Here is an 18,292-nt window from a genome sequence, read left to right as displayed (position 1 = left end):
TGGATGGCAGGGGAGTCTTCAAGTACCTAGGGAACGTCCAGCAATGGCGGTGCGCGGATCGGGGCGGAATCCGGCGCAAGCCTGATTCCGCCCCGATCACCGCTGCGTGCAGGTTCGGCTCCGGCGCTAGCGGGTCTGCCGGCCGCCTTCCCAGCCCTCGGCTTGCGCCTGTTCCATGCGCAATTGCGCTTCGCGGCGCTCTTCCTCGGTGATTGCTTCCTCTTCCAGGCTGACTCGCTCGACCGGATCAACAGCCTTCTTTGCAGCGGGGCGTTCCTCGTCCAAGGCCACCTTCTGCTCGTCCCCAGCCAGTTCGCCGCTTGTGCCGGCGGCTGCGGAATCCGTGATGGGCTCGCGCTCATGCCGCGCTTCCCCATGGCTTAACGGCACGGTGGTTGCCGCATCCCGGGTGACCACGTGCTTGCGCAGGCGCACTTTGCCGGTTTCCACGCCTTCGGTACCCACCTGCGGCTGCTCCTCGGAACGGACGGCAGAGGACCTTGGAGCGCCGGCTCCCGGACCGCGCACGTCTTCCCGCGAATACTCGGCGCGGGCATCGGTGTCCGAGACGCCCGGCTGCACGGCGGCCTGGTCCGCTTCATGATAGGACAGGCTGTAGTAGTGGTAGAGCTCCTGCTCCTGCTCTGGCGTGAGCTGGCCCTCGGGGTCGATGTTCGGGGCGTCCTTGACGGTCTGCTTGTCATAGGGCACCGAGAGCGTATCGCCTGCGACGGTCGCCTGGCTGAGCGGAACGAAGCTCTCGGAGAGGCCGAAGAGTCCGGTGCGGACAGTCGCCCATTCCGGCTGCCCGTTGCGGTCATCAAGGAAAATCTGGCCGAATTTGCCGATCTTCTGGCCGTCGGGGCCAATGACGGTGCCGCCAATTGCACTGAGTTCCTGAAGCTGTTCTGTGCTGATCATGGCTCTGTCCTCCTGCTGCGTTCGACTTCGGATCAATCCAGTAATCTCGATCCGGCTGGCCAGTAGCCGGCCGGGTGAAGCTGCGCCTCCAATTAGGCGTGACAGCCCGCAACTCTGCGTCTTGCGGTGCTTTGCCGAGCCGCGGTGAATCGATCGTCGCACACTACGCAAGCGCCCGCGCCAGGGCTTGTACTTGCATAGCCGCAAGCTCGGTAGCAGCTGTGAAAAGCAGGCAGCAGGTGCCCGGGGCAGCCATCGGGCGTAGGGCCAGAAGGTGAACGGGTGCCTGTGAACAGCCGCGTGCGTCGCTGCGGCGAAGCTGGAAAATCGTTGGGCTTCGTGCCTGGAACGGCCGTCCCGGCTAGCTGCGGTCTAATGTTCAGTTCGTACTGCTGCCCAGGGAAGGCGAACCAGCATCCATGAACAGGACCTTTGGGATCGAGGAGGAATTCTTCCTCGTGGATCCGGCAACTGCCGCCCCGGTGCCGATGGCCGATCCGCTCAGCGCCCAGCTGCTCGGCCTGGAACTGCCGGGCACCACGGTCCACCGTTAACTGCTGGCCAGCCAGCTGGAAATCGTCACCGGGATCTGCGCCTCGGCGGACGAAGCCCTGGAAGCGCTGGTGCGGCGGCGGACCGCCATTGAGCGGATATGCCGCGAACACCAGGTGCTTCCCTTTGCTTCTGGAACGGCGCTGCAGCTCCCGAGCGCTACGGACTTCACCACGGGCCAGCGCTACGCGACCATTCATGAGTTCGTCCCGGGGATCGCCCGCGAGCATTTCATCAACGGGCTGCACATCCATGTGCATATCCCGGATGCCGCAGCCGGAGTCCGGGCGCTGAATGCCTTGCGGCTGGTTGCCGCTGATTGCGGGAATTGGCGCGAACTCTCCCATCTGGAACGGGGAACTGACGGGTTTCGCGTCATGGCGGACGGTGCACTACCGCAGGTGGTCTGCGACAGGCATTCCGCCGGCTTTTGCGACAGTGCGTGAATACCAGCAGCGGGTGGAGGACATGATTGCTTCCAGAGCGCTGCTCGATCCGGGCCACATTAGCTGGGTCGCCCGCTTGTCGGTGAACCATCCGACCATTGAAGTCCGCGCTGCGGACACACAGATGACAGCCGGCGAATCCGTGGCCCTGGCCCTGCTCATCCGGGCCATTGTGGATACCGCCTCGGAAACTGACGGCTCTGCCGTCACGGCAGCATCCGAAGTGCTTGACCTGGGCCTGTGGCAAGCAGCGAAATCTGGAGTAGAAGGCACATATTTCGATAGCGAATCCAGGACCTCCGTGCCTGTCAAGGCCGTGATCCAGCGGGTGCTCGACTATACGGGCCGGGCATTGCATCGCAATGGCGATGAACAGGTCGTAGCCAATTACCTGGACTCGCTCGCCACTTTCGGCAATGGTGCCACGCGCCAACGTGAGAGCTGGAACCAGGGCGGAGCGAAGCAGGTAGCCGCTGATGCTGCCAAGCTGTTCGCGCAAGCCTGACAGGTTCTTGCAGGAGCAACGCGAACAACCAGGGGAGCGGCGCGCATGGAGAAATACCGCGGGTTCGGCAGAGGCCTACTATCAAGGCAGGGAGTCGATCCTGCATGAACGGCCAGCACGGGGGTGCTCGGACGGAGGAAAGTGATTCCTGCATACTCGCAACATCGAGGGGGAATCATGAGCACTCCAGCTGCAGTACCCGGGAGCATGACCAAGGAGCAGAAACGCGTCGCGGGAGCGACCATGGTGGGCACCACCGTGGAGTGGTACGACTACTTCGTCTACGCCAATGCGGCGGCCCTGGTCCTGGCCCCGCAATTCTTCACTCCCGCCGAAGCGTCGCTGGGATCCATCATCGCTTTCGCCACCGTCGGCAACAGCTTCCTCTTCCGCCCGTTGGGCGCGATCGTGATGGGCCGGGTGGGCGACAAGTACGGCCGCCGAGCGGTGCTGATCATCACCCTGGTCTTGATGGGTGTCGGCACCACGCTGGTCGGCCTGCTGCCGACCTATGCGAGCATCGGCATCTGGGCTCCGATTCTCTTGATTATCCTGCGTATCGTCCAAGGCTTCTCCGCCGGCGGGGAGTAGGGCGGTGCGGCCCTGATGGCAGTGGAGCACGCGCCGGATCATGCCCGCGGCAAGTTCGGCGCCTTCCCGCAGCTCGGTGTTCCCGCCGGCATGCTGCTCGCCTCGGCCGTCAGCGCGATCATTGCCGCAATGACATCGCCTGAGCAGTTCAGCGCGTGGGGTTGGCGTATTCCGTTCCTGCTCAGCTTCGTGCTGATCCTGGTGGGCTACTACATCCGGCGCAGGGTCGAGGAATCCCCGGTCTTCGAGGAAATGGCCCGGACCAATCAGACCGAGTCGGCCCCGCTGTCCACGCTGTTCAGCAAGCACCCCAAGAAGGTCATCCAGACGACGCTGGTTTTCATGGGCAACAACACTGTCGGGTACATGCTCACCGGCGGCTTCATCCTGGGCTATGCAACGAACAAGCTGGAACTGCAGGCTGGCGACATGCTGAACATCATCACCATCGGCTCGCTGGTCTGGCTGATCTCCACCTGGATCGGCGGAGTGGTCTCGGACCGCATTGGCCGCAAGAAGATGTTCATCATCGGCTGGGTGCTGTTGCTGGCCTGGCTCTTCCCGTTGTTCCTGCTCATCGAAACCCGGAACCTGGCCTGGGTCACCGTGTCCCTGGTAGTCTTCGGCGCTTTCATGGGCTTCTCCTACGTCCCGTTGCCGGCGCTGTATGCCGAGCTGTTCCCGGCCCGCATCCGCCTGAGCGGTTCCTCGATCAGCTACGCCCTGGGCTCGGTGATCGGTGGCGCGTTCGCCCCGACCATTGCCGCGGCGCTGGTGGGCCAGTTCAATACCACCGTGGCGGTCTCGACCTACCTGTTCATCTAGGTGGGCGCTTCGGTGATCGCAACTCTGACCTTGAAGGACCGCACCGGAGCTGATTTGTATCCGCAGGAGGACATCACCGGAGAATCGGGAGGCCACACAGAAGAAGCCGGGCCCGAGCATTTATGAGGTCTGATGGCGATAGGGCAACTAGCTGCCCGTAACATCTCTGATACAAACTGCTGATAACTTGTCGCTCATGACGTTGTCCATTGAACCCGCAGACTTCGAGGACCCCTCCCTGAGAGCTTTCCTTGAAGCTCACCTTGCTGACATGGCGCCGCAGTCGCCGCTGGAGTCCCAGCATGCCTTGGACTTGGCTGCGCTTCGCCAGCCAACCGTCCGGCTCTGGGCAGCGCAGAAGGACCATCGCATAGTGGGCACTTGTGCGTTGGCGGTATTGGAGCCGGGCCACGAGGAGCTCAAGAGCATGCGGACGGACCCGGACTTCCGCGGGCAAGGCTTCGCTTCCCGGTTGCTGCTCCATGCTCTGGAGGATGCCGCGCAGCGCAAGCTATCGCGCATATCCCTTGAAACGGGAGCGATGGAGTTCTTCGCACCCGCGCGCTCGCTGTACCGAAAGCACGGCTTCAAGCAATGCCAGCCCTTCGGTTCCTATCAGGAGGACCCCAACAGCATCTACATGACCCGGATCCTCAAACTGGACTAACTCTTGGGCAGGGCGCTGCCAGGACTTCTTGTGCCCGTTGGGACAATGGCAATGTAGGACACCAGATTCGGTCGATTCCGGGCAAGGCTGGAGTGCCGCCAAGGACTGGCTGCAGCAAGCTTGCTTTCAGACCCGCCAAGAGCCCGCCACTGGCAGATAGCTCTTGGCCATGGCGGGCTGATTGGATGTTTGAGCAGGCCGCACCGGAGCAGAGTTGTCTCCGCATGACCGGGCGGGCGTCGGCGATTCGGGCGGGGAGGCAGGGCCGAAGCACCTGTGACTTTTCTGGTGGTACAGGTCAAACCCAAATGGCACGACTGAATCGTTGGGGCTAGGCCCGGCTGCCGGGCTCAGGATCATATGCGGAGTAGGATGGGCTAATGAATCCATCCCCGTATCTGCAAACCCGCCGCCGCTTCGTGGCCGCCTCGCCTTCAGAGATCTTCGAACTGCTCAGGGATCCGGCCATGCACCCGGTCATTGACGGATCCGGAACGGTGCGGGCCTCGAACACCCAGGAAAGCAAGCTCACCCTGGGCAGCGAGTTCGGCATGCAGATGCGCTTAGGGGTCCCGTACCGGATCAGTAATACCGTGGTGGAATTCGAGCAGGACCGGCAGATCGCCTGGCGGCACTTCAGCGGGCATCGGTGGCGCTACGAGCTGGAAGCTGTCGGGTCCGGGACCATGGTCAGCGAAACCTGGGACGCGAGCCGGTTGCGGCACAAGTGGCTGCTGCGGCTGATGGGCTTTACCCGGAGCACCGGGCCCAATATGGAACGCACCTTGGAACGGCTGGCAGCGCAGTTCCCCGAGACCACCGAGTAGGCCCCCTTTGCCCTGAGTAGCTCGTTGATAGGTGATGGCCGGACTAATTGCGGCTTCAACGGTGACTGAGGGGTGATCGAAAAGTCCGTCGTGTGACAACGGGGTTTGTCCGATATCCGTGAAAATGGCGTAAGCAAATATTCTATCAATGAGGGCCATTATCCAGAGACTTACTCAATATGGTGTAGATTCCGTGGTTTACATTGATCGGAAGCCGTTCATGATGCTCCCGCAGTCCCCGCATGTACTCCACGCCTACGTATAAAGTCCCGGAACGAGTTCCATTGGGACGCCACCGGACATCGACCTGCACGTCGTCGAGAACAACCTGGAGCTGGGCCGCCACACTGGGAAAAGCATGTTTAGATTCGGCAGGGATGCGAAGGAAGCTCCGCGTACGGTCCTTGTCCGTAACTGGTTGTGAGTGAACCCATAACTCGGCAGGCGAAGCATCATCGGGTTCCATGGAAGTATCGCTTGGTGTTGAATGCGCCGATACTTTGCAGTTCAATAAACCGTGGCGCTTACGCTGGCCGTTGCCTATGTCAACATTGGCAAATGGAGCCACCCTATCAACGTCAAACAACTGCCGGCGACGTTCGGGTTCCACACTGGCGGCAAATGCAGCCAGCATGGTTTGTTCACGGCTAGAGACATCGTCGCACGATGCGAAATGAACGTACAACTGATCGAGACTTTCGAGAGTCTTCAGCCACCAACCACCGGCATGTGGCGCTCGCGCGCCTAACTCAGTCGAGTAGTACTGTTCAACTCGACTTCGAATTGAAGTGCTTGCCATGCCGATGTAGAGGAGTGGTTCGTTGGGGATCCAGAAGCGTCCAATCCGATCGGCCAAGGTGCTCGGCGTCGCTAGAACTCCGTCGACGCAGGCCTTGGGGCAAGCCGACAGTAGTTTGGCGAAGGCTGAGGGTGAAGGTGAATAACGATCGTGGTCCACGAATCGAGAATCCGGGTTAGCGGCCAGGCTGACGCAGTAAACGCCCGGAACGTTTGGAAGTTCGAGTTCACCCCATTTTGTTACGCCAGAGGAGTGTAGATCTGCAACGGCAAATAGCTCTCGAATTGTTAATGGCACGATGACAATTTATCGCAAGTTTCCCGCTCAGCTGTCTGCTCTCGAACGTTAACGCTGCTCTTTCATGCCGATCCAGACAGAACAAGTCAAGGACGATAAGGTAAAGCCCTGGAGCAGCACGTGCAGCGACTCAAATAGTCCCCTCTGTCCAGTAACCTAACATCATGGATATCGGTAATGACCAAAACGCGTTCGTCTTGGGTGAAGGAATCTTTGAGAGTCTCATTACCGATCACTTCGCAGGCCGGCTTCAGTCGCTGTCGGACTACAAGCAAACAGTAGAATCGATATTTCCGAAGAACGCACCGGGTGAACTGGCCAGCTATCTTGGTCGCGTAATTGAGCAGCGGTTTGGTGCGCTCCAACCGGACCAAATGATTGATCTGTCTAACCAGATACTAGACATGGTCGGGCACTCTGAGGATGTACTTCCAGGCCCTCAGAAACTTTTGGAGTTGCAGCGTGACGATGCAATTCGGGTGCGTTCATTTAAACGGCCCCAGACGTCATTGAGCGCCGCTGCGCTGCTCACGAACAGCCGCGAAGACCCACGACTTGCAGTTGAGCTGCGGGCAGAACTTTCCTCAGCTGACCGCGTTGACTTGCTTTGCGCCTTTATCAAGTGGGAGGGTCTGCGGCTGCTGTCTGAATCGCTTGCGACGCTCAAAGACCACGGCATCCCAATAAGAGTGCTTACCACAACATATATGGGTGCCACCCAGCGCCACGCAATCGATGAACTGGTTCGCCGTTTCGGGGCAGAGGTCCGTATCAACTATGAGACTAATGCGACGAGGCTTCATGCCAAAGCTTGGATGTTCCACCGAAATTCCGGTTTCGACACTGCCTACGTCGGAAGCTCAAACCTTAGTCGTCCCGCACTGCTCGACGGACTGGAATGGAATGTCCGACTCTCGGGTGTAGCAACACCAAGCTTGCTGCAAAAATTCTCGATGACCTTTGACAGCTACTGGGAAGACGACGCCTTCGTTCCATACGATCCCGATACCGACGCAGAGCGACTGGACGCTGCACTGAAACGTGCAGGCGGAACAACGGCTGAACGAATGCTCGGATCCACTGGCTTGGAAGTACTTCCGTTGCTGCACCAAAAGGAAATGCTCGAAGAACTAGAAGCTGCCCGCACAAACCGCAACGAGCACCGAAATCTGGTGGTCGCGGCGACCGGAACTGGCAAGACCGTACTTGCGGCACTCGATTACAAGCGATTGTGCGAAGCTGCTGGCCGGGAGCTCACCCTCCTGTTCGTGGCTCACCGCAAAGAAATCCTTGACCAATCACTCAAGACGTATCGCCGTGTTCTGGGTAAGGGTTCCTTTGGCGAGATGTTCGTTGATGGGCAAAAACCAAAAGTTTGGAAACATGTTTTTGCCAGTATCCAGTCCCTAGCCGCTTTCGGGCTGTCCAAGATCGACCCGCAGGCCTTCGATGTAGTCGTGATCGATGAATTCCACCATGCCGAAGCATCTTCATACCGCAAGCTCATTGAGCATCTGAAGCCCATCGAGCTGCTGGGACTCACCGCAACACCCGAACGTGGCGACGGCGTCAATGTGGCGGACACCTACTTTGGCGGACGCATTGCCGCGGAACTGCGCCTGTGGGATGCCCTGGACGCAGATCTCCTGGTTCCTTTCCATTATTTCGGTGTGGCGGACGATGTAGACCTCACTTCCATCGAATGGAAGCGCGGCTCCTACGATTTGGAACAGCTGAGCAATGTGTACACGGGCAATGACATGCGTGCGCTGAAGATCATCAACGAACTGCGCGATAAAGTGCTCAGCACGTCCATGATGCGTGCACTGGGTTTCTGCGTCTCGGTCCAGCACGCGCAATACATGGCCAAAGTCTTCAACGAGGCGGGAATCCCTTCAGCCGCGATATCAGGTAATTCAAGTACCGAGGAACGCGAGGGAGCGCTGGCTAAACTGCGTGCTCGCGAACTGAACTGTATTTTTGCCGTCGATCTTTTCAACGAGGGACTCGACGTTCCGGAGATCGACACTATTCTTCTGCTACGCCCCACGCAGAGCTCGACCGTCTTCCTGCAACAACTCGGCCGTGGCCTCCGACGAGCAGATGACAAGGCAGTGCTTACGGTCTTGGACTTCATTGGCCAACAACGTCGGGAGTTCCGATTCGACGTGAAGTACCGTGCCTTGCTGGATGTTCCGCGCAAGAAATTGGAGCGCATCATTGATGACGGTCCGCCCGGACTTCCCTCGGGTTGCCAACTCATGCTCGACCGAGTGGCGCGCACGATCGTGCTAGAGAACATTCGATCGCAACTAAAGCTCAATAAGCCTGCATTGGTAAACGAAATCAAGTCGCATGGGCTGACTGCCTTGGACGACTATCTCGATGAGTCCGGTCGGGATGTCAAAGACATCTATCGCAAAACGGGAGATTCGTGGACTGAATTGATTCGTCGAGCAGGATTGATCTCATCGCGTTCACCTTGGGAAGAAGAGCTGAAGCGAATTGGCGACGACCAATTAAATGAAGAACGTGAGCTTCTTAAGCGGGTTACTCGGTTCCTTCACGTTGACGACGCGGAGCGCGCTGATGCGTACTCGGCGTTGCTTTCAACAAGTGCCCCACGCTATGCAGAGTTGGAACCGCGAGTCCAAATATTTGCTCGCATGCTGTTCTATACTTTTTGGGACAACGGCGGTGGGTTCGTTACCTATGACCAGGGACTGGATTACATTCGTGCCAACGGATACTTGGTTGAAGAGCTGCGAGCTGCGTTTGCACGAGGTGTGGACCGCGGAGCTCACGCACCTAGGAGACTTCCTCTAGGACTGCAGCAGATTCCGCTGTATTCGCATTCCACATACTGGCGCTCTGAGGTCCTTGCTGCACTTGAATACGGATCTTTGGAACTTGGCAAGGGAGTCAACCACCGTGAAGGGGTTGCATGGTGTCCTCAGTCGAATACGGACGCGCTCTTCGTGACACTGGACAAGGATGAATCCGTTCACAATCCAAATACCCTCTACAAGGACTATGCGATCAGCCCGCAGCTATTTCACTGGGAATCACAGAACGCCACAAGTCCAACCAGCCCTACCGGTAAACGCTACTTGAACCGAAAAGAGCATGCCTCGCATATCTTGCTTTTTACCAGAGACGCCGCGAGGGACATTGACGGGCTGGTATTGCCTTTCACGTGCTTGGGCACAGTCGATTATGTGAAACACGAAGGTTCCAAACCCATCGCCATCACGTGGAAGTTGCATCGAGAGATGCCGGTCAACGTATTCACATCAGCGAATGCAGTGGCTCGTTGAAAATCTGGCGGTTATCTTGATGACAGTGAGGACTACCTGAGAAGTTCTGCGCAATTAGGAAGATGGGGAAAGGCATGCCGGAAAAGCTTGTAGCCGCAGACGGAGCCGAACAACGGCCGCCGATCCGTCTTCTGATCGACAACGACACCGGAATCGACGATGCCTTGGCGCTCGCGTACCTCTGCGCCTGCGATCATGTGAAGATCGAGGCCCTCACCAGCACGCCTGGAAATGTCGACGTAGAACAAGTCGCTGCGAATAATCGTGCTCTGCTGGCGTTCTGCGGACGCCCCGAAGTTCCGGCACTCATCGGTGTAAGGGAGCCCTTGCAGATTCCTCTAGTCACCACACCGGAAACTCATGGTCCGCAAGGCGTGGGCTACGCGACTCTTCCAGACCCAATGTACCCAGTGTCGATGGATCTCGATGCAATCGATTATTGGATCGAAGCAGCCCGCGCGAACCCTGGCGAATTAACCGTTCTCCTAAGTGCACCGCTGACAAACTTCGCTCTGGCACTTCGCCGCGAACCACGTCTTCCCTGGCTGCTGCGCAAGATAGTGATCATGGGTGGTGCTTTCTACTACCAAGGCAACACCACCCCTACCGCGGAGTGGAACACTCACGTGGATCCGCATGCGGCAAAGGAAGTTTTTGCTGCCTATGCAGCGGCGGCGGAACAAGGACTTGATTCCGAAAGGCTTCCAATCGTCTGTTCTCTGGACACCACGGAACGGTTCGAAATGCAGCCGGACTTCCTGACGAAGCTCTCCATTGAAGCAGAATGCGCTGAACCGGAAATAGTCGAGACCAGCGACCCGGAAGGGACATTGAGCACGTCATCGAATCCGCTGGTACGCTATCTCTCCGATGCCCTGCGCTTCTACTTCGAATTCCACAGGCACTACGACCAGGGCTACATCGCTCACGTGCACGACTACTTTGCAGCCGGGGTCGCAGCAGGAACCTTGGATTACGAAACGCGTCCCGCAACGGTGGACGTTGAGACAGAATCGGAAATGCTCTTTGGTACGACAGTGGCTGACTTCCGCGGGCTGTGGGGCAAACCGGCGAATGCACAAGTGGTCGTGGCAAATAATCCCGAGGCGGGATTTGCCGAGCTGGTCCAACGACTCGGTGCGCTGGCAAGAAAACTCAATGAGAATTCCTGAGCGCAGGCAGGTGGGCTAGAATCTTCTACCGGGTCGAGGTGACATAGACCCGCCATTCGAGCGTTGCGGGAGCAATCCTGCGCGCAATTAACTCGTATCCTCAGGATTGCCTCATCATGTCACCGAATCTTCTTTTGCCTGAAGCATCACCGACCCAGCTCCTGCGCCGCCGGGTGCTCGGTGCCGCGGGAACCTTGCTTCTCGTTGGAACTTACCTGTTTCTGGTCATCACCCAACCGGCGGGAATCGTCGAAGGGCTGGGCCAGGGAGTTGCTCTGGCAACTTTCGCCGCTTACCTGATCGCTGCCATCCTGCTGCTGCTCGCAGTCCTGCCGGATCTGCCAGTTTCTGCCCTGACGCTGATCCCGGTCGCCCTGGCGTTGAACATCATCCTGGGCCAATTCGTCGGATCCGTCATGGTCCCGCTCTACCTGGATTCCATCGGCACCGTATTGGTGGGCTTCCTGGCCGGACGCCGTGCCGGTGCCGCCACCGGTGTGCTCAGCACCCTGATCTGGTCGCTGTTTGCACCTACCGTATTGCCATTCGCAGCCGGAGCCGCGCTGGTCGGTTTCCTTGCGGGAACTGCCGCCCGCTACGGAGCCTTGCGCCGGCCATACCTTGCCCCAATCGCAGGTCTGGTTTCCGGTGTGCTGGTGGGCGTGGTCTCTTCCCCGGTAGCCGCGTTCGTCTACGGCGGCACCTCGGGAGTCGGTACCGGCGCAGTAGTTGCAGCCTTCCGTTCCATGGGTGATTCGCTGCTCTCCGCAGTCACCAAGCAGGCCCTGATCTCTGATCCGGGAGATAAGGCCATTGTCTTCCTTATCGCAGCACTGCTGGTCTTCGCCCTGCCGAAGCGCCTGAGCGGTTCCTTCGAATTCATCCGTCGCTACAAGGTGCTGGGCAAGAGCGGAAACAAGTAGTACACCGATGAAGCGCCGCATCACCGAGTTGCACCCTTTTACCGTGCTTTGCCTAGCCTTGTTCACGGTTGCCGTAGCCACGGCTGCCAACGTATGGTGGCTGAGCTGCGCGGTGATAGTCCTGTGCATGGCCATTGGCGCGGTGGCCGGCAAAGCCCGCAAACTCGCGGCGCTTAGCGGTGCAATCATGCTTCCAACCCTGCTGTCCTTGCTGATGATTCATGGACTGGCATCCCGGGATTCGTCTCCGGTGATCGCAGCGTGGGGACCATTAAACCTGACCTTTGGGGGAGTGGAAATTGCCACGGCCCTGGCTTTGCGTACCGGAGTACTGGTGGTGGTTGGCTTGCTCTGCGGTTTGCTGATCGACAAGCACCAGCTGGTGGCGGCCATCGACTTGTCGCCAGCTCCGCCGCAGGCGGGGTACTTGCTGGCGTCCACCTTGTTCCTTCTTCCGCAGATGATGGAAAAGCAGCATGCCATCGGCGAAGCCCAAGCTTTGCGGAAGGCAGGAACCGGCGGTGGCTTGGCTGGCTGGCTGCAGCGACTGAGGCTACGAGCTGTGCCGCTGGTGCTCTCCTCGGTGCAGGATGCCCATGACCGTTCGGTTCATCTGGCGGCACGCGGTTTTCCAGCCCGCGGCGAGCACAGCAGATTGCGCCAGGTCGCAGACTCGCGAATACAGCGAGGAGTCCGCTGGGTTGCCCTGGTGTGTTCGGTGCTGGTGCCGGCAGCGATTCTGGTGCCATTCGGAGGAGCCGCATGATGAACATGGAACACCGTGCACCAGTCGAAAGCACGTCGGCGCTGGACCTCAGCTTGGCAAGTTTCCGCTATGAAGACTCCGAATCCGATATCTTGCACGGAATCGAACTGGAATTGCCACCGGGATCCCTGACTGTCATTGCCGGTGCTTCGGGATCCGGAAAGTCCACACTCGGTGGGGTGCTTGCTGGCATGTTGCCGCGGCAGGGAACCGATCTATGCGAGGGAACGCTTATCCAGGCCGGGCAGCGGATAGATTATTCTCCGGAGCATTCGCCGCGAATAGACATCGCCGGCTGGGCCAGACATGTGGGATTGCTGCCCCAGGATGCTGGTCTCTACCTTTCGAGGATTCGCCAGACGGTGGCCGAAGAGCTAGTTTTCTCCTTGGAGAACGAGGGCATGCCCCGCGAAGAGATGAGCGCGCTCATCAATGAGCTATCGGCGCGGCTGTCCTTGGGGCATCTTCTGGAACGCGATCCATCCAGGCTTTCGGGCGGACAGGAACGCCTGGTCGCCATGGCCGCGCTATCGGCAGCCAAACCGTCCATCATCGTGTTGGATGAACCACTGGCCGGTTTGGATTCCATGGCAACTTCGGCAGTGACCGCGATGATCACGCGGTTGCGCGCAGGCGGCACCGCGCTGGTGGTGCTAGCTCGCACCACTGAAGCATGGGAAGCCGAAGCGGACGCGCTGTGGAACTTGGAGGACGGTACTTTGCGGCCGGCAGCTGAAACCGCCAGAATCACCTCGCTGCATGCCAGGCCAAAGGAGTCATCCGTTGTAGCAGCATCGGCCAAGCCGCTGTTGGCCTTTGCTGGTGTACAACTCGGTTACAAAGGTGCCAGCGCCCCGGTTCTTTCCAACCTTGACCTCGAAGTCCATGAGGGAGAATGTGTTGGGCTGGTGGGAGCCAACGGTACGGGAAAGACTACTCTGCTCAAAGCTGCTGCGGGGCTGCTTAAGCCGGTTGCCGGACAGATGCGGGTGGCAGCTGGTTCCGGGCTGCTCCTGCAGAATCCTGCGGATCAGCTCTTCGAACGCACCGTAGCCCGGGAGGTAGCTTTTGGTATTCCCAAGAAGAGCATCCAACGTGCCAGCGTACCGATGGTTCTTGAGCAACTCGGCTTGGAATCCTACGCTCAGACGCATCCTTACGAGTTGCAGGCATCGGCCCGACGGCTTGTTGCCTTGGCCACCGTACTGGTCCGTGAACCACGGCTGCTGCTTCTTGATGAGCCGACCGAAGCTCTGGATTCGGCTGGTCTTCGAATCCTCCATGAGGTCATCGATTCGGTGCTTGAACGCGGGGGAGCGGTGCTCTTCTCGTCCCATGATGAGCGGTTCACCGCGCGCACCGCGCACAAGGTGCACGAACTACGGAACAGCGGCCGAGCTCATGAGGATTTGGATGGCGCGTCGCCCGCTGATGCGGCAGTCGCGGGTGCCTTCAGAACTATGGGCAAACTGAAATCCCCAAAGCAACCGGAAGCGGGGATAGGGCACCTTGCAAGCATCGTTCCGATCCTCACTTCGGAGACCGGGCCCGCAGTTCCGCCTACGTGTCCGCGAAGCCTGCAATGACCGGTCTGGTCAACAACGCCGCAGTCGAGTATGCGACCCAGCAATAGCGGTGCCGTGGTGCATTTATCGAACGCACCCACGGCACCGTTTTTGACTGTTGTTCTTGCTACGACTGCTTCACCGATGCCAGTGCGTCGTGGTGGCGCTTGGCACGGGCGCCCGGGTTCCAGAACGCGTAGATCGTGGCGGCCAGAACCGGAGTGATGAAAACACCGAGGTTTGCACCCCATGCGCTGCCTGACTGGACCATTGCGATACCTACTGCGGCGGAAATAACCCAAGCGCTGACTCCGGCGGTATTGAACGCCGGGAACGTGCGATCCGGCAGGTTAGGGCTATCGGGCTGCAGTGCGAAGCGCTTTTCATAGCGGATGTGCATCAATGCAATGGAGACCCAGCCGGTGACCAGCGCACCCTGCAAGGACAGTGCCAACAGCAGGTACTGCACGACTGGCAGCAGCATGAGCAGGTAGATGATGACCGCACCGATGAATACCCACGCCCGGCTCGGCAGCTTTAGGCCCAATGCCCGGGTGCCGAATTCCTTCAGGTTCGAGATGCCAAGAGCATAGTTCGTGGTGTTGATACGGGTCTGTGAGACGAAGATGACTAGCAGGCCCAGTGGTCCCATGAGCTGAACCAGTGCCCCAGCGACACCAGTCTCTGTGGCCTCCGCTCCTGGAATGGTGAACGTCAGGTAGATGCCGATCAGCGAGTTGGCTCCGAAGGCGAGGATGTAGAACAGCCAGCCGAAGGTGAAGCGCTGATGGATCCTTACGTCCTTCGCGCGCCCCAGCGAGGCGAAGTCCACGGTATACATCATCAGGATCCACACGCCCATGAACGCGGCGCTTTGGTAGTCCCAGTCGCGGATAAGCCGCCGGTTCGATGATGGATGAAATCATCACCAAGTCAGAAACTCCGAGGGTTGGCCTGCTTGCAGCCGTTCTAGAGAGGATGGAATCTTACGTCATCAGTCAACACGGCTAGCTCGTGTTTTTCGTTGTCATAGGCTGAGTCTTTAGCTCTGCGGCAGAGACCAGGAATGCAACCAACAAGCAAAATCTCCTAAATGGATTTTCTGACGCCGTATGGGACTTTCGTAATGTCATGGCGCATGGTTCAACATCACCGAATCGACTTGCGTTTGGCATAGTATCAATAGATGGGGAGACACTTGATTTTCACGATTAAGTTTCCGCCCCACGGCACCACAAATACGCAATGATGGGGGAACCATGTCAGCTGTCCTGGACGGACTAAATATCGCACCAGGATCGGTCGTCCGGGTTCGTGATGAGGAATGGTTGGTGACTTCTACCGAACCATCGATCGACGGGACTTTGGTTCGCGTGCAAGGACTAACTGAGCTTGTGCGGGATACAACAGCAGCCTTCTACTCAGCGCTGGATCATATTGATGTGGTTGACCCTAAGGAATCTGAGGTTGTCGCAGATGGTACTCCCGGTTACCGGAAGGCGAGACTTTTCTTGGAAACTACGCTGCGGAAGACTCCGACTCCGCAGTTTGACGAGCACTTGACGGTCTCCACGGGAATGCTGGCCAACCAGCTTAAATATCAGCACCTTGCTGTTCAGAAAGCTCTCGACCCTAGAAACGTTCGTCCACGTATCCTGATTGCTGACGCAGTCGGCCTAGGAAAGACGTTGGAGATCGGTATGATTCTCAGCGAATTGGTCAAGCGTGGTCGTGGCGAGCGGATCTTGATTGTCACGCCCCGACATGTGCTGGAACAGATGCAGCATGAAATGTGGTGCCGCTTTTCGCTTCCGTTTGTCCGCCTGGACTCTGCCGGCATCCAGAAGGTGCGCCAGAAGCTACCTGCAACGCGCAACCCGTTCACGTATTACAAGCGTGCAATCATCTCGATCGACACCCTGAAGAGTGCCCGATACCGAGCACATCTGAGCAAACTGCGCTGGGACGCAGTTGTCATCGATGAGGCCCACAACGTGACCAATGTCGGTGTGCAGAACAACGAACTGGCACGTCTCCTGGCTCCGAACACCGAAGCCCTCATACTCGCCTCTGCAACCCCGCACAACGGTCGCAACGACTCCTTCGCGGAGCTCCTGCGTCTCCTGGATCCGACGGTTGTTCGTCCGGATGGTTCCTTCGAGGTCAAGGACGTTGAACGGCTCATCATCCGCCGACACCGACATAGCCCGGAGGTAGCGCAAGAAGTCGGCGCAGACTGGGCCGAACGAAGCGAACCAGATAACCGACTGATTCCCGCCTCCGGCCCGGAAAATTCCGTTGCACAAGAACTATCTGAAACCTGGCTCTATCCAGAAAACGGGGCATCCCCTTATTCGGGGAACACGCCTGGGCTCTTCGGATGGACATTGGCCAAGGCGTTCCTCTCCAGCCCCGCCGCGTTGGCAGAAACAGTCAGAGAACGCTTGAAGAAGCTGGACGGCAATCTTGCTTCGGAAGCCTGCGAAGTCGAAGCACTCAACAGACTCCAGGGCCTCGCCGAGGCATCGAATGCTGGCGAATCGGCAAAATACAACGAACTTGTGGCTTACCTAAAACAGATTGGCGTCAAGAAGTCCTCACCAATGCGCGCAGTCGTCTTCGCCGAGCGTGTGGCAACGCTCAAATGGCTCAAGGAGAAGCTGCCGAAGGCGCTTGGCCTGAAGCCGGAAAACATTGGCGTGCTGCATGGTGGCCTCAGCGACGTTGAGCAGCAGGACATCGTTGACCAGTTCAAACGAGGCAACTCCGATTTGCGCGTGCTAGTGACCGGTGACGTCGCTTCGGAAGGTGTGAACCTGCACTCGCAGTGTCACCACCTGATCCACTTTGACATCCCGTGGAGTTTGATCCGAATCGAACAGCGCAACGGGCGTATCGACCGCTACGGGCAGAAGCACAGCCCGCAAATTACCACGCTGCTGCTCGATCCTAACGATTCCCAGTTCTCTGGTGACCTGAAGGTCATTACCAGGCTCATGGAACGCGAGCACGAAGCCCATACCGTTCTCCAGGACGTCGCCTCGCTGATGGGCAAACACTCGGTGGCCCAGGAAGAAGACGCAATCCGCGACGTCTTGCTTGGCAAGAAGAAGTTTGAGGATGTCGTCCACGAACCCGATGAGGCTGAAGGCCTCGATGCCTGGTTCAACGAGTTCGACATCGAGGCACAGGAAACAGGCGTTGCCACCACCGATGTGCCTGTGGCCACGCCCCTGGGCCTGTACAAGTCTGATTTGGATTTCTTGGATGAGGCCCTCACCCAGGCCTTTGCCGATCCAGCCAAGAAGGTGGGGTGGCAGGTCCACAAGGCACACAGTATCGCCGAGCTGACACCGCCGAGGGACCTGCAACATCGTCTCGGCCACCTGCCGCAGGACTACCTCAGTGAACGCAAGGTCACCGAGACCCTTAAGCTGGCCACCTCACCGGAGGCAGGCCAGCGCGAACTTGACCGTGCACGTGAGTCGCAGGAGAATATGTGGCCCGAAGCCCACTTCCTGGGCCCGCTGCACCCAGTCCTTGACTGGGCCAGCGACCACGCACTTGCGGAGATTTCCCGCAGCCAGGTGCTCGCCGTGCGCGGCGACGTTGACACCCCGCAGGTGCTGCTCATGGGAACGCTGATGAACAAGCGCGGCCAGGTTGTCTCCAAGGCCTTCTACGCCGTGACTTTCCCGAACCAGGATAACCCGGCGTTCAGGATGTCGATGCCACTCCCGGACCTGGGCGCTCACCTAGCCGAGATTGGTTTGGGTGCCGGGGCTGCTAATCCCGGGCCGGTGGCCGGCATCAAGGACCTGCAGGCCCTTATCCCGCTGGCCGTTGACAGTAGTTCCCAGGCCATGGAGGCGACTTTTGAAGCCGCAGCGGATTATGCCAACGCGCGTCTCGACGCGTGGCGTCAACGTGCCCGTGGTTGGGAAGAGCTGTCTCACAACCTGGCGCAGAACAGCTCGGTCAAGACCCACCGGAAACGGGTGTCCGACGAACAAAAAATCGTCGAGTCACTCGCACCCGCGCAGCGGCTAATACGCCCGTTGCTCGTGATCGTTCCACGCAATACCCCGGCCGCAGGCCCCTCGGAAGGAACCAACTAAC

Annotated in this window: 14 protein-coding genes and 1 pseudogene; 12 read left to right on the top strand and 3 right to left on the bottom strand. The window is 58.8% G+C overall.

Annotation, left to right across the window (positions count from 1 at the left end):
* Positions 1 to 126: 126 nt before the first annotated feature.
* Complete coding sequence (locus tag ACLQ8T_RS15180; RefSeq protein ID WP_413455155.1) at positions 127 to 921, bottom strand: YsnF/AvaK domain-containing protein; 795 nt, start codon at positions 919 to 921, stop codon at positions 127 to 129.
* A gap of 419 nt (positions 922 to 1,340) precedes the next feature.
* On the opposite strand from ACLQ8T_RS15180, the gene ACLQ8T_RS15175 reads away from it, so the two are divergent.
* From ACLQ8T_RS15175 to ACLQ8T_RS15150, 6 genes and pseudogenes are all read left to right on the top strand, one after another.
* Positions 1,341 to 1,475: a hypothetical protein gene (locus tag ACLQ8T_RS15175; RefSeq protein ID WP_413455154.1), complete on the top strand. Its 135-nt coding sequence runs from the start codon at positions 1,341 to 1,343 to the stop codon at positions 1,473 to 1,475.
* Positions 1,476 to 1,919, top strand: coding sequence for a glutamate-cysteine ligase family protein (locus ACLQ8T_RS15170; RefSeq protein WP_413456422.1), 444 nt, complete (start codon positions 1,476 to 1,478; stop codon positions 1,917 to 1,919).
* Positions 1,801 to 2,424: a glutamate-cysteine ligase family protein gene (locus tag ACLQ8T_RS15165; protein WP_413456421.1), complete on the top strand. Its 624-nt coding sequence runs from the start codon at positions 1,801 to 1,803 to the stop codon at positions 2,422 to 2,424. The genes ACLQ8T_RS15170 and ACLQ8T_RS15165 overlap by 119 nt, the downstream gene beginning before the upstream one ends.
* 177 nt (positions 2,425 to 2,601) lie before the next feature.
* Positions 2,602 to 3,840 (top strand): annotated as a pseudogene (locus ACLQ8T_RS15160) (MFS transporter).
* A gap of 196 nt (positions 3,841 to 4,036) precedes the next feature.
* Positions 4,037 to 4,507, top strand: coding sequence for a GNAT family N-acetyltransferase (locus ACLQ8T_RS15155; RefSeq protein WP_345471363.1), 471 nt, complete (start codon positions 4,037 to 4,039; stop codon positions 4,505 to 4,507).
* Positions 4,508 to 4,887: 380 nt separating this feature from the next.
* Complete coding sequence (locus ACLQ8T_RS15150; protein WP_345471361.1) at positions 4,888 to 5,334, top strand: SRPBCC family protein; 447 nt, start codon at positions 4,888 to 4,890, stop codon at positions 5,332 to 5,334.
* A gap of 145 nt (positions 5,335 to 5,479) precedes the next feature.
* Here ACLQ8T_RS15150 and ACLQ8T_RS15145 read toward each other — a convergent pair whose 3' ends face one another.
* The gene (locus ACLQ8T_RS15145; RefSeq protein ID WP_413455153.1) at positions 5,480 to 6,430 is read right to left on the bottom strand and encodes a hypothetical protein; all 951 of its coding nucleotides are present in this window, start codon (positions 6,428 to 6,430) and stop codon (positions 5,480 to 5,482) included.
* Between the two features lie 164 nt (positions 6,431 to 6,594).
* On the opposite strand from ACLQ8T_RS15145, the gene ACLQ8T_RS15140 reads away from it, so the two are divergent.
* The 5 genes from ACLQ8T_RS15140 (at position 6,595) to ACLQ8T_RS15120 (ending at position 14,194) form a co-directional block, all read left to right on the top strand.
* Positions 6,595 to 9,747: a DUF3427 domain-containing protein gene (locus ACLQ8T_RS15140; protein WP_413455152.1), complete on the top strand. Its 3,153-nt coding sequence runs from the start codon at positions 6,595 to 6,597 to the stop codon at positions 9,745 to 9,747.
* A 74-nt stretch (positions 9,748 to 9,821) separates the two neighbouring features.
* Positions 9,822 to 10,919 carry a nucleoside hydrolase gene (locus tag ACLQ8T_RS15135; RefSeq protein ID WP_413455151.1) on the top strand — a complete coding sequence of 366 codons (1,098 nt, stop codon included), beginning with the start codon at positions 9,822 to 9,824 and terminating at the stop codon, positions 10,917 to 10,919.
* A 116-nt stretch (positions 10,920 to 11,035) separates the two neighbouring features.
* Positions 11,036 to 11,842, top strand: a complete 807-nt coding sequence (locus tag ACLQ8T_RS15130; RefSeq protein WP_413455150.1) for an ECF transporter S component — start codon at positions 11,036 to 11,038, stop codon at positions 11,840 to 11,842.
* 7 nt (positions 11,843 to 11,849) lie between these two features.
* On the top strand, positions 11,850 to 12,608 hold the full coding sequence (locus tag ACLQ8T_RS15125) for an energy-coupling factor transporter transmembrane component T family protein (protein WP_413455149.1): 759 nt from the start codon (positions 11,850 to 11,852) through the stop codon (positions 12,606 to 12,608).
* Positions 12,605 to 14,194 carry an ABC transporter ATP-binding protein gene (locus ACLQ8T_RS15120; RefSeq protein ID WP_413455148.1) on the top strand — a complete coding sequence of 530 codons (1,590 nt, stop codon included), beginning with the start codon at positions 12,605 to 12,607 and terminating at the stop codon, positions 14,192 to 14,194. Before ACLQ8T_RS15125 ends, ACLQ8T_RS15120 begins: the two co-directional genes overlap by 4 nt.
* Positions 14,195 to 14,300: 106 nt before the next feature.
* Here ACLQ8T_RS15120 and ACLQ8T_RS15115 read toward each other — a convergent pair whose 3' ends face one another.
* On the bottom strand, positions 14,301 to 15,035 hold the full coding sequence (locus ACLQ8T_RS15115) for a hypothetical protein (protein ID WP_413455147.1): 735 nt from the start codon (positions 15,033 to 15,035) through the stop codon (positions 14,301 to 14,303).
* A gap of 397 nt (positions 15,036 to 15,432) precedes the next feature.
* Between ACLQ8T_RS15115 and ACLQ8T_RS15110 the strand changes: the two genes are divergently transcribed.
* The gene (locus ACLQ8T_RS15110; RefSeq protein WP_413455146.1) at positions 15,433 to 18,291 is read left to right on the top strand and encodes a helicase-related protein; all 2,859 of its coding nucleotides are present in this window, start codon (positions 15,433 to 15,435) and stop codon (positions 18,289 to 18,291) included.
* Position 18,292: the final 1 nt, after the last annotated feature.

This window comes from Glutamicibacter sp. FR1 (assembly GCF_047300825.1).
GTDB classification, from domain to species: Bacteria; Actinomycetota; Actinomycetes; order Actinomycetales; family Micrococcaceae; genus Glutamicibacter; species Glutamicibacter nicotianae.
The sequence above is the reverse complement of the archived record's forward strand: the minus strand, read 5'-3'. Positions and strand labels throughout refer to the sequence as shown.

Coding starts and splice junctions, on each gene's coding strand:
- ACLQ8T_RS15115 (WP_413455147.1), bottom strand. CDS start 15,035: ATGGGCGTGTGGATCCTGATGATGTATACCGTGGACTTCGCCTCGCTG.
- ACLQ8T_RS15140 (WP_413455152.1), top strand. CDS start 6,595: ATGGATATCGGTAATGACCAAAACGCGTTCGTCTTGGGTGAAGGAATC.
- ACLQ8T_RS15125 (WP_413455149.1), top strand. CDS start 11,850: ATGAAGCGCCGCATCACCGAGTTGCACCCTTTTACCGTGCTTTGCCTA.
- ACLQ8T_RS15180 (WP_413455155.1), bottom strand. CDS start 921: ATGATCAGCACAGAACAGCTTCAGGAACTCAGTGCAATTGGCGGCACC.
- ACLQ8T_RS15135 (WP_413455151.1), top strand. CDS start 9,822: ATGCCGGAAAAGCTTGTAGCCGCAGACGGAGCCGAACAACGGCCGCCG.
- ACLQ8T_RS15130 (WP_413455150.1), top strand. CDS start 11,036: ATGTCACCGAATCTTCTTTTGCCTGAAGCATCACCGACCCAGCTCCTG.
- ACLQ8T_RS15175 (WP_413455154.1), top strand. CDS start 1,341: ATGAACAGGACCTTTGGGATCGAGGAGGAATTCTTCCTCGTGGATCCG.
- ACLQ8T_RS15150 (WP_345471361.1), top strand. CDS start 4,888: ATGAATCCATCCCCGTATCTGCAAACCCGCCGCCGCTTCGTGGCCGCC.
- ACLQ8T_RS15155 (WP_345471363.1), top strand. CDS start 4,037: ATGACGTTGTCCATTGAACCCGCAGACTTCGAGGACCCCTCCCTGAGA.
- ACLQ8T_RS15120 (WP_413455148.1), top strand. CDS start 12,605: ATGATGAACATGGAACACCGTGCACCAGTCGAAAGCACGTCGGCGCTG.
- ACLQ8T_RS15110 (WP_413455146.1), top strand. CDS start 15,433: ATGTCAGCTGTCCTGGACGGACTAAATATCGCACCAGGATCGGTCGTC.